General features: G+C 61.7%; 22 protein-coding genes and 2 pseudogenes. 7 read left to right on the top strand and 17 right to left on the bottom strand.

Features of this window, described 5'->3' with window-relative positions; translation table 11 throughout:
* Positions 1-37 precede the first annotated feature (37 nt).
* On the top strand, positions 38-1,426 hold the full coding sequence (locus PSEK12I1_RS24310; protein ID WP_081737471.1) for a P-loop NTPase fold protein: 1,389 nt from the start codon (positions 38-40) through the stop codon (positions 1,424-1,426).
* Positions 1,427-2,102: 676 nt separating this feature from the next.
* On the opposite strand, the gene PSEK12I1_RS0109755 is transcribed toward PSEK12I1_RS24310, so the two are convergent.
* The 12 genes and pseudogenes from PSEK12I1_RS0109755 to PSEK12I1_RS0109705 all read right to left on the bottom strand — a co-directional run bounded on the left by PSEK12I1_RS0109755 (position 2,103) and on the right by PSEK12I1_RS0109705 (position 8,347).
* Positions 2,103-2,552 carry a phage virion morphogenesis protein gene (locus tag PSEK12I1_RS0109755; RefSeq protein WP_027601405.1) on the bottom strand — a complete coding sequence of 150 codons (450 nt, stop codon included), beginning with the start codon at positions 2,550-2,552 and terminating at the stop codon, positions 2,103-2,105.
* Positions 2,545-3,075, bottom strand: a complete 531-nt coding sequence (locus PSEK12I1_RS0109750) for a phage tail protein (protein WP_027601404.1) — start codon at positions 3,073-3,075, stop codon at positions 2,545-2,547. Before PSEK12I1_RS0109750 ends, PSEK12I1_RS0109755 begins: the two co-directional genes overlap by 8 nt.
* Entirely contained in the window at positions 3,072-3,329 is a 258-nt protein-coding gene (lysC, locus tag PSEK12I1_RS24850; protein ID WP_027601403.1) for an Rz1-like lysis system protein LysC, read from the bottom strand. Before lysC ends, PSEK12I1_RS0109750 begins: the two co-directional genes overlap by 4 nt.
* Positions 3,253-3,606 (bottom strand): annotated as a pseudogene (locus PSEK12I1_RS24115) (LysB family phage lysis regulatory protein); the annotation flags it as partial. The gene lysC and the pseudogene PSEK12I1_RS24115, both read right to left, overlap by 77 nt.
* Complete coding sequence (locus PSEK12I1_RS0109740; RefSeq protein WP_027601402.1) at positions 3,603-3,809, bottom strand: hypothetical protein; 207 nt, start codon at positions 3,807-3,809, stop codon at positions 3,603-3,605. The pseudogene PSEK12I1_RS24115 and the gene PSEK12I1_RS0109740, both read right to left, overlap by 4 nt.
* Entirely contained in the window at positions 3,806-4,630 is an 825-nt protein-coding gene (locus PSEK12I1_RS0109735; protein ID WP_027601401.1) for an N-acetylmuramidase domain-containing protein, read from the bottom strand. The genes PSEK12I1_RS0109740 and PSEK12I1_RS0109735 overlap by 4 nt, the downstream gene beginning before the upstream one ends.
* Entirely contained in the window at positions 4,627-4,941 is a 315-nt protein-coding gene (locus PSEK12I1_RS0109730; protein WP_027601400.1) for a phage holin, lambda family, read from the bottom strand. Before PSEK12I1_RS0109730 ends, PSEK12I1_RS0109735 begins: the two co-directional genes overlap by 4 nt.
* A gap of 22 nt (positions 4,942-4,963) precedes the next feature.
* Positions 4,964-5,188 (bottom strand): tail protein X, encoded by a 225-nt coding sequence (locus PSEK12I1_RS0109725; protein ID WP_027601399.1) that lies wholly within the window; start codon positions 5,186-5,188, stop codon positions 4,964-4,966.
* Positions 5,188-5,649 (bottom strand): head completion/stabilization protein, encoded by a 462-nt coding sequence (locus PSEK12I1_RS0109720; RefSeq protein WP_027601398.1) that lies wholly within the window; start codon positions 5,647-5,649, stop codon positions 5,188-5,190. Before PSEK12I1_RS0109720 ends, PSEK12I1_RS0109725 begins: the two co-directional genes overlap by 1 nt.
* A 102-nt stretch (positions 5,650-5,751) precedes the next feature.
* Positions 5,752-6,453 (bottom strand): phage terminase small subunit, encoded by a 702-nt coding sequence (gene gpM, locus PSEK12I1_RS0109715; protein ID WP_027601397.1) that lies wholly within the window; start codon positions 6,451-6,453, stop codon positions 5,752-5,754.
* Between the two features lie 3 nt (positions 6,454-6,456).
* Entirely contained in the window at positions 6,457-7,473 is a 1,017-nt protein-coding gene (locus tag PSEK12I1_RS0109710; RefSeq protein WP_027601396.1) for a phage major capsid protein, P2 family, read from the bottom strand.
* 28 nt (positions 7,474-7,501) lie between these two features.
* Positions 7,502-8,347 (bottom strand): GPO family capsid scaffolding protein, encoded by an 846-nt coding sequence (locus PSEK12I1_RS0109705; protein ID WP_027601395.1) that lies wholly within the window; start codon positions 8,345-8,347, stop codon positions 7,502-7,504.
* 154 nt (positions 8,348-8,501) lie between these two features.
* Between PSEK12I1_RS0109705 and PSEK12I1_RS0109700 the strand changes: the two genes are divergently transcribed.
* Both PSEK12I1_RS0109700 and PSEK12I1_RS0109695 read left to right on the top strand, forming a co-directional pair.
* Positions 8,502-10,289 (top strand): terminase ATPase subunit family protein, encoded by a 1,788-nt coding sequence (locus PSEK12I1_RS0109700; protein ID WP_037006880.1) that lies wholly within the window; start codon positions 8,502-8,504, stop codon positions 10,287-10,289.
* Positions 10,289-11,302, top strand: a complete 1,014-nt coding sequence (locus tag PSEK12I1_RS0109695; protein WP_027601393.1) for a phage portal protein — start codon at positions 10,289-10,291, stop codon at positions 11,300-11,302. Before PSEK12I1_RS0109700 ends, PSEK12I1_RS0109695 begins: the two co-directional genes overlap by 1 nt.
* A 71-nt stretch (positions 11,303-11,373) precedes the next feature.
* Here PSEK12I1_RS0109695 and PSEK12I1_RS0109690 read toward each other — a convergent pair whose 3' ends face one another.
* The 3 genes from PSEK12I1_RS0109690 to PSEK12I1_RS0109685 form a co-directional block, all read right to left on the bottom strand.
* Positions 11,374-11,724, bottom strand: coding sequence for a hypothetical protein (locus PSEK12I1_RS0109690; RefSeq protein WP_027601392.1), 351 nt, complete (start codon positions 11,722-11,724; stop codon positions 11,374-11,376).
* A gap of 170 nt (positions 11,725-11,894) precedes the next feature.
* A complete protein-coding gene (locus tag PSEK12I1_RS24565) occupies positions 11,895-12,182 on the bottom strand; it encodes a hypothetical protein (protein WP_155951360.1) in 288 nt (95 codons plus the stop codon).
* A gap of 239 nt (positions 12,183-12,421) precedes the next feature.
* A complete protein-coding gene (locus PSEK12I1_RS0109685; protein WP_027601391.1) occupies positions 12,422-12,796 on the bottom strand; it encodes a hypothetical protein in 375 nt (124 codons plus the stop codon).
* Between the two features lie 1,346 nt (positions 12,797-14,142).
* On the opposite strand from PSEK12I1_RS0109685, the gene PSEK12I1_RS24110 reads away from it, so the two are divergent.
* Positions 14,143-17,052 (top strand): PAS domain-containing protein, encoded by a 2,910-nt coding sequence (locus PSEK12I1_RS24110; RefSeq protein ID WP_177323746.1) that lies wholly within the window; start codon positions 14,143-14,145, stop codon positions 17,050-17,052.
* Positions 17,053-17,076: 24 nt separating this feature from the next.
* On the opposite strand, the gene PSEK12I1_RS0109675 is transcribed toward PSEK12I1_RS24110, so the two are convergent.
* Entirely contained in the window at positions 17,077-17,496 is a 420-nt protein-coding gene (locus PSEK12I1_RS0109675; RefSeq protein WP_231500988.1) for a response regulator, read from the bottom strand.
* 31 nt (positions 17,497-17,527) lie between these two features.
* Positions 17,528-17,893 carry a response regulator gene (locus tag PSEK12I1_RS0109670; RefSeq protein WP_027601389.1) on the bottom strand — a complete coding sequence of 122 codons (366 nt, stop codon included), beginning with the start codon at positions 17,891-17,893 and terminating at the stop codon, positions 17,528-17,530.
* Positions 17,894-18,015: 122 nt separating this feature from the next.
* Here PSEK12I1_RS0109670 and PSEK12I1_RS0109665 point away from each other — a divergent pair, with 122 nt between their 5' ends.
* From PSEK12I1_RS0109665 to PSEK12I1_RS24930, 3 genes and pseudogenes are all read left to right on the top strand, one after another.
* Complete coding sequence (locus PSEK12I1_RS0109665; RefSeq protein ID WP_027601388.1) at positions 18,016-18,342, top strand: hypothetical protein; 327 nt, start codon at positions 18,016-18,018, stop codon at positions 18,340-18,342.
* A gap of 214 nt (positions 18,343-18,556) precedes the next feature.
* On the top strand, positions 18,557-18,889 hold the full coding sequence (locus PSEK12I1_RS24305; protein WP_231500989.1) for a hypothetical protein: 333 nt from the start codon (positions 18,557-18,559) through the stop codon (positions 18,887-18,889).
* A gap of 35 nt (positions 18,890-18,924) precedes the next feature.
* Positions 18,925-19,014: pseudogene (locus PSEK12I1_RS24930) on the top strand (RulB protein); the annotation flags it as partial.

Below are 19,014 nucleotides of genomic sequence, written 5' to 3'. Positions count from 1 at the left end.
TCGCTCTACAAAGATTAAAAAGACAAGTGAGAAGAAGATGGCTTACCGAGTTAATTCGATAGAAGTGCCTCTGGATAATCCTTTTGCAAATGATGCATTTGAAAGAAGGGAGGTGGTCGAGCTGTTGAAAAACCTTGTGGCACGTACCGGCGGTCCATTTGTGATGGCTTTGGATTCGCCTTGGGGGACCGGCAAGTCAGTTCTTGTGCAGATGCTGCGCGCAACGCTTTCGAACGAGGATTTTCAGTGCGTCTATTTTGATGCTTGGAAATCTGATCACGTTATTGATCCCTTGGTTGCTCTAGTCGCAAGCGTAGAGTCTGCTCTAAAAGAGGCCTCGAGAAAAAAAGCGCTTCCAGGTATTAAGAATGTCAAAAAAATAACTGGAATATTGGCGAAGCGGGGTGCGGTGGCGGGAATTAAGGCTGTTACTCTGGGTGGTTTGGATCTGGATGAAGAAGTCGAAGCGATCGTAGCAGAGTTGGGTTCTGATAGTTTTTCAGATATGGTTGATGCTTATAAGGTAGAGGTTGCGCTGTTTGATCGCTTTCGGACAGAGCTCGAAAAGACTGTTTCTGCTTTAGAGTCAAATGGTAAGAAGCCCACTTTAGTGTTTTTCATCGATGAGCTTGATAGATGCCGACCCAGCTTTGCTATTCAATTACTTGAAAGAATAAAGCATCTTTTTGATTTGGCTAATATTTTCTTTGTGCTTTCTGTCGACAAGAAACAGTTAGAGGCGGTAGTTCGCGCGGTGTACGGTAACAGTATTGACGCCCAAGAGTACCTCAGACGGTTTTTTGATATTGAGTACGGCTTGCCTAGTGGTGACTCTAAAGCATTCACAATGGCAATGCTGCAAGGTTTTGATATTGATAGCTACTTCTTTGACGAAAATGGCAGAGGTCCAGTTGGTTTAGTGCAAGATCGGGAGCTGTTTGTTGAATACTTCACGGCTCTGGCAGATATCTATGGTCTTACACTAAGGGCGAGGGAGCGGTGTATAACAAGGTTTAAAATTGTGTTGGATCTCACTCCAAAAAAACAAAATCTGCATCCGCAGCTTGTAGCATTGTTGATTGTTGTAAGAGCTATTGACTATCCGCTATTTAAGAAGATCACAGATGGTGCAATTACACCTTTTGAGGTTTTAGATGATATCAGGGGTAGAGATGGTGGGGTTGCATTCGAAGACTCAGATGAAGGCTGCATCTTGCTGGGGCTTTTGATAGCGTATTTCCCAGTGGAAAAAGAGGGCTTAGCGCACAGGAATTTCGCTATTCGGAAAATGGAAGCATCCTCGGGAGATCAAGAAAAGAAGTGGACCTTAGTGGCTCAGGTGGTTACAACCGAAAAAAAATATACTAATATTGGAAATTTTAAAAATACTGCAAGGAAGATAGATATTGCTTCTGGTGTCAAATGATTGATGCGGCAATCACGCTTTGAAATCGTTAGTTATTGGTGTAGATAATTTATTTAGGTCGTTGTCTGTTATTCCCACTGCTTACGTTTTGCAGATATTACTTCTGACGCGCCCTTCGATGGTCGGTCTTTAAGGCCAAGATTTGTGTTTGAGCATTACGGGCTGCACATCCGACAAAGCCAATCATTGCCTGCTGCGGTGTGCCCTTGGCCTTGAGATAGAGGGCCAGCCGTAGCTTCTCGAACATCCGCCGCTTGATCTGTCCTTTTTGCCGCGCAAATCCCAAGGTTTGCACCCCTCCAACGGTGAGCCATCCCGGCACTGTACCGTTTAGATGAGCACTTCTAAGCGTACCGACTAGCATATTGTCTAGCGAAGTAGCCGCTTAAGAAGCGAGGTGACCGGCATGCGCTCATCGATGCATGTGGCGCTACAGCGCTGCGAAACTATGATCGCCAGGCATGACATCCAGGTAGAAAAGTACGAAGTTCTTCTCGCGCGTACCCCGAGGATGCACCCATGTTTCGAATCCATCGAGATGCTGCTCGTTAGAGAGCGAAAGAGACTCGACCTCGAGCAAGAGCATCGCCTGAGACTTCTGGACCGCATGTACTACGCCTCACAGCAGCAGGCAGTAGGATCAGGGTTATAGGTGCGAGACAGCTATGTCATGAGCTCAATCGAGTAGGCCACCCAGGAGCGAGTCGCGGAGTTGCTGCAGGTCCTGGTCAGACAGACCAAGCAGTTCGCGGCGGGCGTAGCGAACCTCGGGGGCGCCACGGTCAGCCCGGTCTTTCAATCCGTATTGGTGGACGCGGGCGATGCGGGAGACGCGGCCGGCGAAGCCAATCACAGCCTGCTGTGGCGAACCCTTGGCCTTGAGGTAGCGGGCCATCTTGAGCTTCTCGAACATGCGCCGCTTGATCCGGCCCTTCTTGCCGCGCAGATCCCGCGGCTTGCGCGCCTCGAACGGTGAGCCGTCCGGGTTCACCTGGGCGCGGATCCGCTGCTGCTGGCTGCGGCGTAGCTGCTGGGCAGCCTTGCGGGCTAGTTGGGCCCGGCCGCGGACGTCGAGCTTCTGCAGCAGCGGTGAGAGCCAGTTCTCCAGCGCCTCGAGGTCAGCCACGGTTGCGGCCCGGCTGCGGTGTTTCCAGGGCCAGGGCGTCGCCAGCGGATCCGGATTGCCATTCGGCGAGCAGCTCGTCGCCGGCGAAGACCTGCCAGGTGGCCGGTTCCTGGTACTCGGTGTACGGGGACTCGGGCACGTGGCTCAGCTGATAGGTGTCGTCCGGCTGGCGTTTCACGACCACCCGCTCGGTGAGGGGCAGGGTGATCGCCAGGTCCACCTTGGAGTTGTCCAGGATGTCGGCCTCGAAGCCGATCCCCTGGGCGGACTTGTCCAGGTTGACCAGGAGCTCGGACTGGTTCGTCCGGACCCAGGCCAGCAGCGGCAGCATCACGGCGTCCGGGTGGCCGGCGAAGTCGGTGAGGATGATCTGCAGCTCGTAGCCGTATTCCCAGGAAAGGCTGGCCGCAGCGGTGCAGCGCAGCTTGCCCTTGTCGATGAAGACCAGCAGCCGGTCAGGGCTGTGGCGCAGCTCCGGCACGGCAGCGAGCAGGTAAGCGCGCAGGCTCTCGGGCTTGTTCATGGGTGGGCCAGCTGGGCGTCATAGACCATATCGACCTGGGCGGCGCAGTCGGCCCAGGCCGCTTCCAGCGCCTCGCTGTCGTCCAGGAGCTCGCCGTTATTGCGCGGGTGGGTCGACGGCAGCTGGCAGCGCGTTACCACTGGACAGCCACTCACGGTAAGCCGTGGCTCCGGTGAGGACGGGCCGTTGGCGCAGCCGGCGAGCAGCAGCAGGCAGAGGCTGGCCAGCCCAAGCTTTGAGGTCGGCGTTTTCATCTTCGAGTTCCTGGATCCGGCGCTTGCGGACATCGATCTCGCGGCGCAGGTCTTTCTGGGTGGTCTGCAGCTGGGCCTGGGCGGCCCGCTGCTCGGTGAGGGTGGCCGTGAGGCGGTCGCGCTCGCCGGTCAGCTGGGTGACCTGGTCCTCGGTGGCCTCGCGCTTCTGGTTGGCCAGGTCGATGCGCAGGCCCTGGCCATAGAGGGCCAGGCAGAGCACGGCGATTGTCAGGACCAAGGCCAGCGCGAAGAGCGCCTTCTCCTTCCAGCTGATCATTGGCGGTACCAGCCCGCGCGGTTCATCGCCGCCTGGTCCAGGTGCTCGAGCTCGCCGATTACTACGACAGCCCGCACGCCCGGCTTGGCGGTCTGGATGGCTTCGCAGAGGCGCTCGGCCTCCTCGAAGGACGCACCAGCCGGCAGGATGAAGACCTCCCCATCCTGCGGTTCGAGGCGCTGCACGTCGGTGACGTGTGTCATGCGGCGTCCTTAGCCGGGGCGGCGGTGCTGTAGCGGGCGAAGGCGCGCTCGAGCTTCACGTCGTAGAGGTTGCGAGCGTAGGCCGGGCCGTTGTAGCCGCGGGCGAAGTCTGCCCACTTGCCCGCCTTGAGTGCCTTGAGCAGCGCCGGCTCCGCCTTGACGAAGCGGATGAAGGCGTCGAGCTGCTCGGCTTCGCTGGCCTGCATGCGGGTGACGAAATCCTGAACGCTGGCATAGCCGAGGTCCTGCCAGTGGTAGCCCATGACCTGGAAGAGGCCCCAGCTGCACGACTCCAGCGCGCAGGCCTCGTCGATCTGCCGGGCCGAGGTTAGGCGCTGCCACTCGGCCGCGCCGCCGGCGTAGCCGCCGGACTTCGGGTTGATCAGGTTCGGGTTGAGCGCAGCCAGGCGATCGGCTTCGGGCTGGCCGTGGGCCTTGACCAGGCGCTGGTAGAAGACGTGGCGCTCGAACAGGATCACCACCCGGCCGTTGTCCAGGAAGCCTTCGCCCTTGGACTCGACCTCATTGACCGCCTGGACGGCCGCGATGGGGACGCTCAGGGTCTTGGCGGCGAGCTCGAGGTCGGCGTAGCCCAGGTGGAGCGGATCGCGCTTGCCGAGCAAGGCGGCGAAGGTCTTCGGGCCGGCGATGCCATCGGCCACCAGGCCGACAGAGCGCTGGAAGGCTGCGACGGCCTGCTCGGTGCCTTCGTCGTAGTCGCCGTCCAGGTCAACGGTGAAGCCGGCCGCGGCCAGGGCTTTCTGCAGGTCGCTCACGGCCAGGCCGTGAGCGCCGATGAGTAGGATCTTGGGCTGGTTCATTGCGTCTCCACCTTGCGTTCGACGAAGCGTTTAGCTGCAGCGCGAGTGCCCTCTACGCCCAGCAGGCCGATGATTCCGCCCCAGAAGGGGCCAGTACTGGCAGGGATGCCCAGTAGGGAAAGGCCATGGCTCGCCGCCAGGGCTAGGGCGCCACAGAGCGGCGCTTCGAGCAGCACGCGCCGCAGGGTGCCGCCGCCGTAGGCGATGCGCAGGGCGGCGATGACGCCGGCCACCAGTCCGGCGTAGAGCGCAGGCCAGTTGTCTTCGAGCCAGGCGGCGAGCCAGGCCCAGGTGTCGGGACGGTCGGGCATAGGAGGTTTCTCGTGCATGGGGTCAGTCCCAGAGGTTCACCGGCTGCTGCGCGGCAATGCCGGCAGAGGCTTGGGCGGGGGCGTCTGGCAGAGTGATAGGGATGCCGATTGGCAGGATCGGGCCGAACTCGGCCAGGCCCGGGTTGGCTTCGAGCGCGGCCTCGGTGACGCCCTGGGTGCGCCCGTAGTGCCGCAGGCAGATCCGGTCCAGGGTGTCGCCTTGCTGGGCGCGCACGGCGGTGGCCATCAGATGAGCTCCACGGTGGTCCGGGCCAGGCCCAGGAAGTCGCGGATGGCCCAGCGCTGATCACGCCGGTACTCGTCGATGGTGGGTGTCTGAGCCTCGGCGTCCTTGTCGCCCTTGGCGGTGCTGTCATAGCTGCGGTATCGCTCGGCGACCTCGGCCGCGGTGGCGGCATCGATCGCGCGCAAGTAGAGGTGGGCACGCTCGCTGACGCCGTCGACCAGTAGCCCGGGCACGGCGGCCAGGGTCGTGTAGCCGCTGGTGGACTGGGCGAAGCGGTAGCCGGCGAGCTCGCGGTTGACGCCGATAGCCGCGGCGATCACCGCCGCTTTCAGCTTCTCCGTGCTGACGCTGCTGTCGATCCGCACCCGCGCTCGGACCTGGTCCAGATCGATCGCCGGCCAGAAGGGGTCGGACACCACTTGACCGCTGGCGACGGTGCCGCCTGCAACGAATCCGCTCATGGTGCTGCTCTCGAATGGGTCGCCGGTGGTCGGGGCTTCACGGTCCTAGGCGAGGCCTGGCCGATCCGCCCCGAGCCGGCGGGGTTGCGGGGGACCGCTCGGTTAGCCGCCAGGGGCGGCATGTTTCTTGGCCAGGCGCTCGGCCCGTTCCAGGTCTTTCTTGCCGCCGCAGCGGTCGTGCAAGCCGATCGCCTTGCGTAGCATCTCGATCGCCGAGACCAGTTGGCCCGGTCGGCCGGGTCGATCCTCGTCGACGTCGGCCAACTCGGCCCGGCCGATGGCCAGGTAGAGCTTGGCGCGCGCCTCGTCGGGCATGTCGTGCTCATCGGTGAGCACGGCGGTGCGGATCAGGATGTCCAGGTCGAAGGTCTGGCCGGCCTTCTGCGCCGCCAGTGCGCCCTCGGCCACTTCCTCGGCAATCAGGCAGCCCGGGGTGCGCTCGAAGCGATCGGGCATCAGGAGGCCGTGGCGCAGCACATAGGCGGCGATGTCCAGGGCGCCGGCGAACTCGCCGGCATCGATGCGCCAGATCATCACGGTGACCAGCACTTCGTCTTGGGCGCCGTTGCCGCCCTCGAGCACGCCGCTGACATAGTCGGCGTAGGCACCGAGCAGCTGCCGCTTGAGCTCGGCCTTGGCCTGGGTGGATTGCACCTGCTTGAGTCGCAGCCGGTCCTGCAGCAGCTGGGCCAGCTGCTGCTCGTACACGGTGCGGCCCGCCATGCTGTCGGCCGGCCCGGCGGCCGCGGCGGCGAGCGCCGCTGCAGCTGCCTGGAAGTGGCTTTTCGCGGGAGAGGAGGCCATGGCTTACACGCCCGTCACGATGTTTTCGATCAGGCAGCCGAAGCCGTAGTCCTCGACCACGTAGGCGTCGTTGCTCGATTCGTAGTTCTCGATGCGGTTCTTCTCCGGCGCCTCCTTGACGAAGCGGCGGCGGCCACCGGTTTGGTAGTACAGCGACAGGTTCTGCAGCGAGGTGATGAGCATCCCGTTGTCCGGGCAGTACGGCACCTCCACCGGCTGCAGGCCGCCCATGCGGCGCTGGGCCAGGATCACATCAGTGGCCAGCTTCTCGGAGGCGGGTTGCTCCTTGTTCACCAGCGGGAAGTACTTGTCGTGCACCAGGTCGCGGCCGAGGATCACCACCAGGCCCGGATCCTTGCGGTACCAGGGGTCGATCAGGTTGCTGACCGCGTCGAAGACCAGGGCGTCCAGGTTGTTGTAGTCGGCGTCGCTGCCGGTACCGATCACGATCTTGCCTTCGGCCTTGCCCGACTTCAGCACGCGCTGCGGTGCATTGCTGCGGTACTGCTGCAGCCAGCCGATGTTCACGTCCTGCAGCAGCGGGTTGGTGGCGCGGTTGGTGGTGGCCGCGGCGCTGGTGCCGTTGAAGCCGATCATCAAGCGGTCCAGGGCCTGCCGCTTCACGATGGCGTCACGCAGGCGCGACTGGAAGTCGGGGAACTTGGCCCAGGTATCCAGCAGCTGGTAGGTGATGGCGGTGTCGAAGTCGGTCTTCTTGCACTCGTACCCGCGGTTGTCGAGCGCCTGCATCTCGCGGGGTTGGCGGGTCGCGGTGCCGCTGGTGTCGGTGCGGCCGGCGATGGTGCCGGAGACGCCCAGGCCGACCTTTTCGCCCATCAGCTCGTCGACGGGAATGACGTTGACCTTGCTCAGGAAGTCGCTGGACTCCTGGATGCGGGTCTCCAGCTTTTGCTGGATGGTGGGCGCTACGGCGAAGGTCGCCGCGGAGGAGGAGACGCCGGACAGCTTGGCGACCTGCTCCAGGTATTGGTTGAACAGCACACGGGTATCGTTACGCATGGATCTCTCCGGAAAGGTGAACGGCTGATCAGCAGTCGGTCAGGTTTTGGCCATCGCCGCCGGTGACCGGAGGGCGCTTGGGTTGGTTGGGGTCTTGGGTTTGGCTGAGCTGCAGCTGCAGGGCGGCGAAGTCGGTCTGCAGCTGCTGGTGCTTGCCCGTCAGCTCGGTGAGGGCGGCCTCGGTGCGGGTGAAGCGCTCGTCCTGCTCGCGAACGTGCTCGGCCACGGCAGTGACCGCGGCGCCGAACTGGGCGAACTCACCCTGGGTCTGCGCCTCCTTGCCCTTGAGCAGCTCCTGGACCTTGGCGAAGAGCAGGGCGCCCAGACCGGGCTTGTCCTCCACCTCGTCGAAGGTGAGAGCGGTCTCTTCGGCCACGGTGAACAGGTTGTCCGCGTGCAGCTTGCGGCTGGCATAGGGATTGGCCGCCGGATTGGCCGCGGCGAAGGACAGCACGTCGGTACCCAGGCTGGCCGGGCTGTCGGTGATGCCCAGGCCGACCAGGTAGGCGGCGCCGGTGTCGGCGAACTTGGGCGAGATCTCGATCGAGGTGTAGATCTTCTGCTTGGCCTTGTTCATGGCCACCAGGTCGGCGGTGGGCTCGATCTGGGCGAAGAGGGCCAGCTTCTTCTGGCCGTTGATCTCGACCTCTTCAGCCTTCACTGCGACCACGTCGCCGTAGGCCTTGAAGGGGCTGTCCGCCACGCTGCTGCGGATGTGCTCCATCCAGATGCGGGCGCCGTAGGTCTTGGGGTTGTAGCTGGCCGCGGCCTGCTCGATCCAGGCGCGTTCGATCTGGCGGCCATCGCTGGTGGCGCCCTCGACGGCGACACGGAAGAAGGGAGAGCGAAGTTTCGGGGTCTTGGGGTCGGCCATGCCGGGGATCCTCAAAGGCTTAGCGGGAGTGCTTGGGCGATGAGGGGCATGGTCGGGACGCCCGCGCGTCCCAGCAACGAGGGGCCGTTGTAGTGGCGCCCTGTACAAATCCGCGCGCTATGGAGGAGGAAGCCGGGGCGGCAGTCTGGCGGCCATGAAAAGCCTACCTGAATCCGACTCCGTGCCTATCCCGCCCACCGACCTGCTGATGGACGTGCGCCGCCGCGCCAAGCATCTCTACTGGATGGGCTGGCGGGTAACAGAGATCGCCGAGGCGATCGAGGAGAAGGAAAAGACCGTCCATAGCTGGAAGGCCCGGGACGAATGGGATCGGGCGGACAACGTCGAGCGGATCGGCGGCGCCCTGGAAGCGCGCCTGGTGCAGCTGATCCTCAAGGACGGCAAAACCGGCGGCGACTTTAAGGAGATTGACCTGCTGCACCGCCAGCTGGAGCGCCAGGCGCGGATCCAGCGCTTCCAAGGCGGAGGTACCGAGGCCGAGCTCAATCCCAAACTGGACAACCGCAATGCCGGGTCGAAGAAGAAGGCCGCGCGCAATGAGTTCACCGAGGAGCAGATCGAGGCCCTCGAAAGCGCGTTCCGCGACCAGTGCTTCGGCTACCAGCTGGACTGGTACCGAGCAGGCCAGCAGCGGACCCGCGCCATCCTCAAGAGCCGGCAGATCGGCGCCACCTTCTACTTCGCCCGCGAAGCCTTCCTGGACGCCCTGATCACCGGGCGCAATCAGATCTTCCTCTCGGCCAGCAAGAACCAGGCGCATATCTTCAAGGCGTATATCCAGGCCTTCGCCCGGGAGGTCTGCAGTGTCGAGGTGACGGGGGATCCGATCATCCTGGCGAACGGCGCCGAGCTGCATTTCCTCGGCACCAATGCCCGCACCGCCCAGGGCTACCACGGCAATTTCTACTTCGACGAATTCTTCTGGACCTTTCGCTTCGAAGAGCTGAACAAGGTGGCCAGCGGCATGGCCATGCAGAAGCAATACCGCCGCACCTACTTCTCGACGCCCAGCTCCATGGCCCATGAGGCCTATACCTTCTGGACCGGCGAGCGCTTCAACAAGGGCAAGCCGGTCGCCCAGCACCTGAAACTGGACGTCTCCCATGACGCCCTGCAGCAGGGCCGGCTCTGCGAGGATCGGATCTGGCGGCAGATCGTCACCATCCTCGATGCCGAGGCCCGCGGCTGCGACCTGTTCGACCTGGAAGAGCTCAAGCTCGAATACAGCGCCGAGGCCTTCCAGAACCTGCTGATGTGCCAATTCGTCGACGACGGCGCGAGCATCTTCCCCCTGGCCATGCTGCAGCCGTGCATGGTGGACAGCTGGGTTGAGTGGGCAGAGGACTACAAACCGTTTGCAGCCCGCCCCCTGGGCGAGCGTCCGGTCTGGGTCGGCTATGACCCTGCCGAGACCGGCGACACCGCTGGCCTGGTGGTGATCGCTCCGCCGGTGGTACCGGGCGGCAAGTTCCGCGTGCTCGAGCGCCACCAGTTCCGCGGTATGGACTTCGCCGCCCAGGCCGAGGCGATCCGCCAGGTCTGCCAGCGCTACTGGGTGAGCTACATCGGCATCGATGTCACCGGTATGGGCAGCGGCGTGGCCCAGCTGGTGCGCCAATTCTTCCCGGGGCTGACCACCTTCAGCTACTCGCCCGAGGTCAAGACCCGCCTGGTGCTCAAGGCCTACGACGTGATCAAGAACGGCCGGCTCGAATTCGATGCCGGCTGGACCGATGTCGCCCAGTCGCTCATGGCTATTCGCAAGACCACCACCGCCAGCGGCCGCCAGTTCACCTACACGGCCGGCCGCAACGACACCACAGGCCATGCGGATCTCGCGTGGGCCCTTTTTCATGCCCTGCACAACGAGCCGCTGGAGGGCCAGACCGGCCGCAACACCGGCGTCATGGAGATCTACTGATGAGCGATTCCAACGCCCTGGTCAGCCCGGCCGCGCAAGCGCCCGGCGTCGAGGCCTTTACCTTTGGCGACCCGGCACCGGTGCTCGACGGCCGCGAGGTCCTCGACTACCTGGAGTGCTGGTTCAACGGCCGCTACTACGACCCGCCGCTGTCCCTCGATGGCCTGGCCAAGGCCACCCGGGCCAGCGTCTATCTGGATTCCGGGCTCAAGTTCAAGCGCAATCTCCTGGCCCGCACCTTCATTCCGCACCCGCTGTTGAGCCGCGCCGCGTTCGAGCAGCTGGCCCTGGACTACCTCTGGTGCGGCAACGCCTACCTAGAGCGCCGCCAGTCACGCCTGGGCACGCCGATCAGCCTACAGTCGCCGCTGGCCAAGTACATGCGGCGAGGGGAGGAGGGCCGCTTCTTCCAGGTCAGGGGCTGGCAGGACGAACACGAATTCGCCCCGGGCACCATCTGCCACCTCCGCGAGGCCGACATCAACCAGGAGATCTACGGCATGCCTGAGTGGCTCGCCGCCATGCAGTCGGCGCTGCTCAATGAGTCGGCCACGCTGTTCCGGCGCAAGTACTACAACAACGGCAGCCACGCCGGCTTCATCTTTTACATGACCGACGCCGCGCAGAAGGAGGAGGACATCGACTCCCTGCGCACCGCGCTGCGCTCGGCGAAGGGCCCCGGCAACTTCCGCAACCTCTTCGTCTACGCACCCAACGGCAAGAAGGACGGTATCCAACTGATCCCGGTCAGCGAGGTGGCGGCGAAGGACGAATTCAACTCGATCAAGAGCATCACCCGCGACGACATGCTCGCGGGTTTGCGGATCCCGCCGCAGCTGATGGGCATCGTGCCGCAAAACGCGGGTGGGTTCGGATCGATCAAGGAGGCGGCGGAGGTGTATGCGGCCAATGAGCTGGAGCCGCTGCAGGCGCGGCTGGCTCAGGTCAACGACTGGCTGGGAGAGGAGGTGATCCGCTTCCGGCAGTATGAGTTGGTCAACACTAAAAATTAAGCTCTATGCGAAGATCTAGCCTGGCTCAATAGCGATTCTACCTGTTCGGCTTTATCGATCAGAACCGGCGTTTAGCCAGTCTCGCGTTGCCGCGGCAGCAGTCGCATCTGCGTCGCGTCGCGCCGTTCTAGCAGCTGCTTGCGACTACGCAGTTGCAGACCCAGGGCGTTATCACGTCCGCTCATTTCTACCGCCTGCGCCTGACTCTCAAAATCTTGAAGGATAAGGTCCCATCGCTCACAGATTGCCCGTTCGGCACCCGTGTCCTGCCGCTTGCGGTAGATAAGTGCGGCTCGCACGAAGACGAATGGGTCAGCGCAGCGACGCTTTCCTGCAGGTTGACTGAAATAGTCACGCTCGCGCTGAAGACAATTGTCCAGCAGTACCTGCAAGTTGCCGATACCGGTTAAGAAGAAGGACATATTTTAGCCTCGGATGCCTCATTAGGGGTCAGATGACTGCCGCTCTTGGCATCGCACCACCACCGAGGAGACATGGACCACTGTATCTTCGCGGCACCGGATAAGCTTCCTTGCCAGCCAAGAGTGGAGCGGCAAAGACCTGCGTTAAAAAGATCCCCAGCGCGTTCGTATCAACGGTTTAGGGGGTCGCCTGCACCGGCCTGGTCATCGACGTCACCCGGATCGACATCTTCATCGGCATCCGTTGTTCCTGGAACACCAGGCGTGTCGGAATTTGGCGGTTCAATAGGATCGGGCTCGACGGCCTGTGCCGATAACTGCTCGAGTTGTTCCTTCCGCGACTGGTTGGCCAAATGAAGGCTGTTGATGGAGCTTTGCAACACCGACAGTGGGGCGGTTGTGCGGGCGCTTGCGCCTGACGCGCCTATTCGGGCCCAGGTACGCATATCGATGATCATCCGACTACCTCTCAAGGAGACCAGAATGGCCTCAGCCATGGGAGGTCGACCCAAACCTTACGTTCAGTGGCCACTATCACCACCGGTCCGGCGGATAGCTAGTCCTAGCACACAGGAAAGAGGACGGGGCGCGCGAGGCACTCGAATTAGTTCCCGATGGTGAGATGAACCGCCAGACCAGCTGAACGCCGCGAGACTGTACCTGGCGCGCGCCGTCGTCCCCCCGCCACGCCTGCGGGCTAAATGTGTCCCTTTTTCCGCAGCCCTGCAGGGCGCTCCGCTTCCCGCCGCTGCTGGGCCGGCTGAGGATGTTGCGTCTGCCTTTTTCCCTGCGAATCCCTGCACCGGTCACTGATGAGTGGACGGCTTGGTATCAGCCCCATGCTGACAACCTGGCGCAGGTAGTCAGCGGCCTTCTCCATGTAGCAGATGTCGAGAATTTGATGCTGATAAGCGTCGTGGAATGCCGTACCTCCGTTGGGGGCAGCGACTGATATGCAGACAAGGGGAGCACAAGCCCCCTCTAGCGCATAGACCGTCGCTGCGACCTGATAGGACGGTGGGAAAAACCCCTTCACGTAGGACGTGAGTTTTGCTTCGACGGAGAGATCCATATGCGCGCTCGTACCTTCTTGCCATATGAAATCCTCTCATCACCCCTCACGTTCGGCTCAAGCGTAAGCGGCGTGGATGGGCCATTTTCCATATGGGGTATGCGGGGGCGTTACTTCCGTTACCGCCCAGATGCTTGAGGCCTGGAAGCCTTGCTAGGCCTAGCTTTGCGGCAGCATTTGCCTGCGTAACCTAGCCGTTACCTCTACCGTTACTTTTATGTAAGTCATTGATTTATAAGCATTTACGAATTCTTGAAAGTAACAGTAGGGTTCCGTTACTCAGGAACGGTGAAGTAACGGAAAAGTAACGGCAGTCGGATTGGCTGAAAGCCTTGCAGCACGGGGCTTAGCGCGGTGAAGGGCGCCCAGGTAACGCAAGTAACGGCATCCCCTTGGCCGAACATAAATCCGGGATCCAGCCCAATAGGCGCGCAAAAGGTCTGGCGCTCGTCGTGACGCTTTCACACGTTCATAGGAACTCAAACGCCCGCACTCAGGCGTTGATGAACAGGCCGGATTGAGGGCTGAGAAAGGGCGAAAAAGTGGGGCAGGGGGAGGGCGTTGCTACAAATTTGCTACGAGACGAACCGGGAGGCGCCGGAGGCCACGCCAGCCGGGCGTTCCAGCTTCAGTCGGCCCGATCCATCATGGGCGCCACGGAAAAGCGGCGGGACGGCTCAGGGCGCATGGTTGCTGGGGGTAGGGCGGTTTCGGCAAGCATCTGGAAACTTCGTTTGTAGCACTGTTCTGCCCGGTTTCAGCGTGCTTTTCCTGGCTCAATGCTGAATCTAAGCACTCGGAAAAAACGTATAGAGCTCGGCGGCAGACGGGAAGGATGGCACGGCGGGAAGGCGCCAGGGCGTGAATGTTTATGCCCTGATCCGACTGCGCCGCGAGAGGGAAACAGTCTATCAAGAATCGCGGGTGCTGAGCGGGCGGGGACGGTCCTGGCTTGGCCAGAGAGCGGTTGAAGTGACTAACGGGGTGGGAGCCAGCTATGACTGCAGGATTGCACTGTAACTGGGACCGTCTTGCCCGTGTGAGGTGATTTCCTTTGGGACTGATCGGGTCACCGTTGTTGCTGCCGTTCGTGCCTGTCATGGCTGTGGCGCGACAGCAGCGAGGGGATGTGCAAGGAGCCTTCCAGGGTTGGTCATGGATGGCTCCGTCAGACGTCTTGGCGCATGTCGGCCCCTGCTGTTATGTGAGTCTCCAGGGCCTCGCTGTCGCGCAGTGCGACTTCGCCATTCGTATGACGGTATCGCCATCTGTCGTCTCGCGCAGGAAGTGAACACGGTCCTGCCGGATAATCCGCGCGTCATCCTTCCCTGCCCATGCCCCTCTTAATGACCAGCCGAACCAATACCTCTGATCAAACCCTTATCGCGCTTACCACTGAAATCGATCGCCTCCGTCACGAGCTTGCAGCCGCGGAACAATACAAGGCGGATTCCGCGTTTCTGCGCAGCGTCCTGGCTGCCTCAGGGGACTGCATCAAGGTTCTCGATCTTGAGGGGCGGGTTGCCTACATGAACGACGGCGGGCAGGCGCTGATGGAGGTCAGTGACTTCAATTCGATCAAGGGCTGCCCTTGGCCGAACTTCTGGGAGGGTGAGGGGCACGAGGATGCTAGGCGGGCGCTACAGGCGGGGCGTGAAGGGCGGACGGGGCGCTTTCAAGGCGAGGCCAAGACGTTCAAGGGCAACGCGAAATGGTGGGATGTTCAGGTCACACCCATCTTCGATGAGGCTGGTCAGCCCCGGCGGATCCTGTCCGTGTCACGCGATATCACCCAGGCCAAGCTGAACGAGCTGGAGGTGGCTGAGCAGGAGGCGAACTACCGCAACCTCTACAACGCCATTGCCATCGGCTTCTGCATCGTCGAGGTCCGCTGCAACGACCAGGGCGCACCGGAGGACTATCGTTTCCTCAAGGTGAACAAGGCGTTCGGCGAGATCACGGGCCTGACCGATATCACCGGGCGTTGGATGGGTGAACTGGCGCCTCAGGGTGAGTCTCCCTGGGCCGAGCGGTACGCCGAGATGTTGGCTACCGGTAAGGCCGTGCATTTCGAGCACCTGGCCTCGTCACTGAATAATCGGCACTACGACGTCTATGCCTATCCCCTGGGGCAGCAGGCACCCAACCAGGTTGCCGTGCTGTTTTCCGATATCACTGCACGGAAGCACCGCGATGCTCAACGTGCCGCGCTGATCGAGCTGAGTACTCGGCAACATGACTTCGACAGTGCCGCCGATATCGCTTATCTCGCGGCGGAGATCACTGGTCGTACCTTGGGGGTGAGCCGAGTCGGCTATGGGATCATCCAGCCGGGTGGGCTGACGCTGGTCATTGAGCGCGATTGGACGGCGCCGGGGATTCCCTCCGGCGCCGGTCTACATTTTCTGAACAGCTACGGCGAGGCCTTAACCGGGCTCGACGAGGGTAAGGCGATCGTGGTCAACGATGTCGCCGTTGACCCTCGCACCCGGCGCGGTGCTGCGGCCTTTGCTGAGGTAGCCGTGTCGGCACTGGCCAACATACCGCTCTTCGACGGGGGCAAGCTGGAAGCCGTCTTGTTCGTCAACAATGATCGGCCACGCGTCTGGTCTGAGGACGAGCTGAATTTCATCTCAGACGTGGCAAAGCTCGCCCAAGCGACCATAGAAAGACGGCGATCAAAGCGGCAACTCCGTCAGCTCGCAACGTCGCTGGAGGGGCAGGTCGCCGAGCGGACCCGTGACCGTGATCGTCTCTGGCGGCTCTCTGGCGATCTCATGCTGGTAGCCGACGCTGAGGGACGCATCATCAGATCGAATCCGGCCTGGAGCGAGATCCTTGGCTGGTTGCCAGAGGAGCTCATAGACGTGAGCTTTTTCGACCTTATTCATCCTGACGACATCGCTCATACAGAGCAGGGTGCAATAGATGTAATTGAGCACGGTATGCGATTCACCGGGTTCGAGAATCGCTATCGCCGCAAGGGCGGTGACTACCGGTGGATCTCCTGGACCGCACAGGCCGGGGAGGGCGTCATTATTGCGGTGGGACGCGATATCACCGAAGACAAGGAGCAGGCGGTGGCCTTGGCCGCTGCCGAGGACGCCTTGCGCCAGAGCCAGAAGATGGAAGCAGTGGGCCAGCTCACCGGCGGCTTGGCACACGATTTCAACAACCTGCTGGCGGCCATCAATGGCGCCATGGAGCTGCTAAGAATGCGGCTCAACCAGGGACGGCTAAAAGACCTGGATCGCTATATTGGCGCGGCCCTGGGCGCCTCCAGCAAGGCGGCTGCCTTGACGCATCGCCTCCTGGCATTCTCGCGCCGGCAGGCGCTCGATCCGCGGTCGACGGACGTCAATGCACTGGTGGCGGATATGGCTGACCTCATCAGCCGCACGGTGGGTCCGGAGATCGAACTCGTGGTCGTCGCCGAACCCGAGCTCTGGCATGCGCGGATCGATCCGCCCCAACTGGAGAACGCGCTGCTCAATCTCTGCATCAACGCGCGGGACGCGATGCCTGGCGGGGGCCGCATTACCATCCAGACCGCCAATCACCACTTCGAGGATCCCGCCGCCGAGAATCTGGATCTGGATCCAGGTGATTACCTATCTTTGTGTGTGATCGACACCGGGACCGGCATACCCCCTGAGCTCTTGAGTCGCATCTTCGATCCGTTCTTCACGACCAAGCCGGTCGGAGAGGGTACCGGGCTGGGCCTGTCGATGATCTACGGTTTCGCCAAGCAGTCCGGCGGCTGGATCACGGTCGATTCGACCCCAGGTGAAGGCACGACCATGTGCTTGTACATGCCGCGGTGCAATGAGCATGACCCGGCGAGTGATTGCCTCGGTGAGACAGCAGCAGAGCCGGAAAAGAAAGGGCGCGGTGAGGTGGTGCTGGTCGTTGAGGATGAGCCGGTGCTGCGGATGCTGGCCACCGAGATCCTCGGGGACCTGGGCTACACCACGCTCGAGGCGTCAGGAAGTGCGGGCGGGCTGGAGATCTTGAATGCTGATGGCCGGATCGATCTGTTGATCACGGACGTGGGCCTGCCGGGTCTCATGAATGGTCGGCAGTTGGCCGAGACTGCGCGGGCGGTGCGCCCGGCGCTCAAGGTACTCTTTGTCACCGGCTACGCCGATACGGCCTTCCAAGACGAGGGTCAGCTCGGATCAGGTATGGAGGTGCTGGCGAAGCCCTTTTCCGTTGAAGCCTTTGCTGCTCGAGTTGATCGGCTGCTGGGCAACTAGCCGTTCAGCCGGACAGTGCGCTGCTCAGCTCAGCGCCTGGGCTATCGCGGACTCCAAGGCGGCTGGCATCCAAGGCTTCTGGAGATAAACCACGTTGGAAGGGAGATCGGCCTGGATCTCGAAGCTGTAGCCAGTGGTGATAATGACTGGCAGCGTTGGCCAGCGGCTGATGAGCAGGTTGGCCAAGTCGCCGCCGGTCAACTGTCCAGGTACCAGGTGGTCGGTGATGAAAAGATCGGGTTGCCCGCTGCGCAGAAGGGCTACCAGTGCATCGTCGGCGGTCAGATATTTCGTGCAGCAAGCGCCACGCTCTTCGAGCAGGTCTTCCAGAATCTGGCCCAACATCGGGTCGTCTTCGACCACGGCAACCCGAAAGGACGTCAAATTCAGCATCAGACCAAGACCAGCCGTGAGTAAAGGACGGACTGTATCAATAATCAGCATTAACAGCTTCGCTTTTACAGAGGCCTTGCTGCTACTGCATGACAGCGCGTACTGCGTCCTCAAGCTGCTGATACGACCAGGGCTTGGCTACGAAGGTGGCGTTGGGTGGCAAACGGTGGGTACTGGCATCCGCGTAGCCCGAGGTGATGAGTACCTTCAAGTTGGGCCAGCGCAGAGAAGCGATCTGAGCGAGCTGGTGGCCGTTCAGACTGCCTGGGGTAAGGATATCGGTGACCAGGAGGGCGATGTTATCGGCGTTTGATTCAAGGCACGCAAGCCCTGCGTCGGCCCGGTCGCATTCGATCACGCCATTGCCCAGATCGCTCAATACGTCCTTCATCAATTCCCGGACGAGGGGCTCGTCTTCCACGAGCAGGATCTGGAGCTGGTTGTTCATCACGCCACGATAAATGTCTTGCTGGACTACTAAGAGCGAGACGATTCGGCAAGGTTTTACCCGCCTGACGACCGGGCTAACAGGTGCGACCGGGAGCGTTTACGTGGTGTGACCAGTAGGCGATGAATGGCGCTTTCCAGAAACGATTGCCTGGGATCGGCGCTGATACCATTTTCCGCTCCACCATCCTTCCGACTGTAAACGTGTCTGCTGATCTTCCCTTTCCGAATCAAAAAGTCGAAGCGCTTGTGACTTCGCTCCTCAATGACATCCAGCGAGCAAGCGACCATGCATCGTTGGACCTTCACCATGGGCGTGCAGGTGCGTACCTGGCGGCGCTTCGCGATCTGGAGGTCCTGGCTCGCGAAGACCTGGACGGTGTGTTCCTGGTGCTCGATCGCCTCTATCAGGTTCAGTTCAGCCGCCTTGGGATGCTCGGCGCGTTGTAGAGGATTTGTGCTCGTCCAATCGTCCGCGTCTGCGCCGTTTTGCAGGTGGTCTCGGGCCTATCTTTTCCTGCCGCGTGCACCACTCGTCGCTTCGTCTGTTGACCTATTTCTGATGCCGTCACCTATACTGTTTAAACGTACAGTATCAAGGTGCCACCATGGACGCTTTCCAGACACTGGGTCGCAGACTTGCCCAGCTCGCGCTTTCGCAGGCGTGGTTGAAGATCACCGGTTTTCAGAGGCCAGCCGAGGATCACCTCAGCTGCCGCTCTCGATCGATGAGGCGATTGGCTGGGGCGCGCCCAACCTATGGCTTTGGCTGGTGAACAGTGAGGCGCTGGCGGGGCTGAGCATCCACCAAGGGGATGTGCTGGTCGTGGATCGTGCTGGCGCTGTGGAGCCTGGCCGAGCGGTGATTGTGGTGGCCGAATGTGAGCACCGGCTCTGCACGGTGCTGACCAATCAGGAGCGGCAGCAGCTGCTGACGACGATCGGGCGCGACGGGCACCCGCGCACGCTCGACCTGGTGGGCGAGGTCGAGCTCTGAGGCGTGGTGGACTTTCTGATGCGAGACCTTCGGCCATGAGCGTCTACGCGTTGATCGACTGCAACTCCTTCTACTGCAGCTGCGAGCGGCTGTTCCGGCCCGAGCTGAAAGGGCGTCCGGTGGTG

Source organism: Pseudomonas sp. MOIL14HWK12:I1 (assembly GCF_000510705.1).
Classification (GTDB): Bacteria; Pseudomonadota; Gammaproteobacteria; order Pseudomonadales; family Pseudomonadaceae; genus Chryseomonas; species Chryseomonas oryzihabitans.
Note: the sequence above shows the minus strand (reverse complement) of the source record. Positions and strands in the feature narration are given on the sequence as shown.